Annotated in this window: 1 protein-coding gene; it reads right to left on the reverse strand. The window is 53.4% G+C overall.

The genetic code is table 11. The features are described 5' to 3' along the window. A partial coding sequence (gene ppk1 / locus ACTHSP_RS20110) for a polyphosphate kinase 1 (RefSeq protein ID WP_440346783.1) occupies window positions 1-1694 on the reverse strand: 1694 nt, incomplete at its 3' end. Between the last annotated feature and the right edge of the window lie 265 nt (window positions 1695-1959).

The raw sequence follows: 1959 nt of genomic DNA on the forward strand, positions 1-1959 counted from the left end.
CCGCGCACAATCAGGTCGATTTGCACGCCTGCCGCGCTGGCTTGATACAGCGCATCAATTACGCTCGGCTCGATGAGGGAGTTCATCTTGGCGGTAATCCGCGCCGGTTTGCCTGCTTTTGCGTGTTCGGTTTCCTGCTTGATGCGGTCGATGACCATTTTGTGCAGGGTAAACGGGCTTTGATAGAGCTTGTTCAGACGGCCCGGCTTGCCCAAGCCTGTGATTTCCATAAACAAAGTGTTCACATCGGCAGTGATTTGTTCGTCGGCGGTAATGATGCCGAAGTCGGTGTAGATGCGCGATGTGCCTTGGTGGTAGTTGCCGGTACCGAGGTGTGCATAACGCTTGAGCACGCCGTCTTCGCGACGGATAACCAAAGCCATTTTGGCATGGACTTTGTAGCCGAATACGCCGTACACGACGTGTGCGCCTGCCTCTTCCAGCTGCTTCGCCCAGTTGACGTTGTTGGCTTCGTCAAAACGCGCCATCAGTTCGACCACGACGGTAACTTGTTTACCCGCCAGCGCGGCCTTCATCAATGCGCGTACAAGCTCGGAGTTGCTGCCGGTGCGGTAGATGGTCATTTTGACGGCCAACACATCCGGATCGGCTGCGGCTTCGCGTATCATTTGGACAACCGGATCGAAAGACTGATACGGGTGGTGCAGCAAGATCGGCGACTGTTTGACCAGTTTGAACACGGAGCCGTTTTTGCGCAAGGCTTTCAGACGGCCTGCATTGCGCGGTGGAAACTTCAAATCCGGCCTGTCCACCAAATCGGGGACGGCATTGAGGCGCACCAAATTAACCGGCCCTTTGACCTGATACAGCTCGGCAGAAGTCAGCTTGAACTGGGCAAGCAGGAAGTCGTGAATATGCGCCGGACAAGTGTCTGCCACTTCCAAGCGCACGCCGTCGCCGTATTCGCGGTCGTGCAACTCGTTTTGAATCGCGGCACGCAGGTTTTTCAAATCTTCTTCATCAACCGTCAAATCGCTGTCGCGCGTGAGGCGGAACTGATGGCAGTCTTTAACCTTCATGCCGGGAAAGAGTTTGCCGACATGGGCGTGCAAAATAGACGATAAGAACACAAAGCCTGCATCGCCGCCGCAAATTTCAGACGGCATGGGGACGACGCGCGGCAAAATGCGCGGAGCCTGCACAATCGCCATCCCGGACGGACGGCCGAATGCATCCGTACCTTCGAGTTCGACGGCGAAGTTGAGCGATTTGTTTAACGGGCGCGGGAACGGGTGTGACGGATCAAGGCCGATGGGCGTGAGAATGGGCAACAGCTCGTTGTCGAAATAATTTTCAATCCATTTTTTCTGCGCAGCCGTCCATTTGTGGCGGCGATAGAAATGAATGCCGGCACGGCTGAGTGCAGGCTGCAATACTTTGTTAAACAGGTCGTACTGCTCGCGGATCAGAGCCTGCGCCTCTTTCGCCACCGCTTCGATGGTTTCGGCCGCGGTTTTGCCGTTGTCGAGCGGCTGATGCGGACGCAGTTTGTTTTCGCGTTTCAACCACGCCATACGCACTTCAAAAAATTCGTCCAAATTGGAAGAAACAATGCACAAAAAACGCAAACGCTCCAACAAAGGAACTTTCGTATCCTGCGCCTGAGCCAGTACACGGCGGTTAAACGCCAACAGGCTGAGTTCTCGGCAAAGAATGCGGTTTTGCTCGGGCATGGTTCACTCCTGAAACATCGGTCATTAAGACTATAAAGTATAACGTTTTGCCGCTGTTCCGTCAGGTTTCAGACGGCCTTGGCAGAAAACCTTATCCCTATTTGAGGCAAGACAAAGGGTTATCCGTTTTTTTCTATGCCGAAACAGCGGTTTTTGCTATAATGCGCAGTTTAATGCAACCGCAATACCACTGCTAAAGGATAAGAAAATGGGCTTTTTGCAAGGCAAAAAAATTCTGATTACCGGCATGATCTCCGAGCGTTCC

The sequence above is a fragment of the Neisseria sp. P0001.S005 genome (assembly GCF_051963715.1).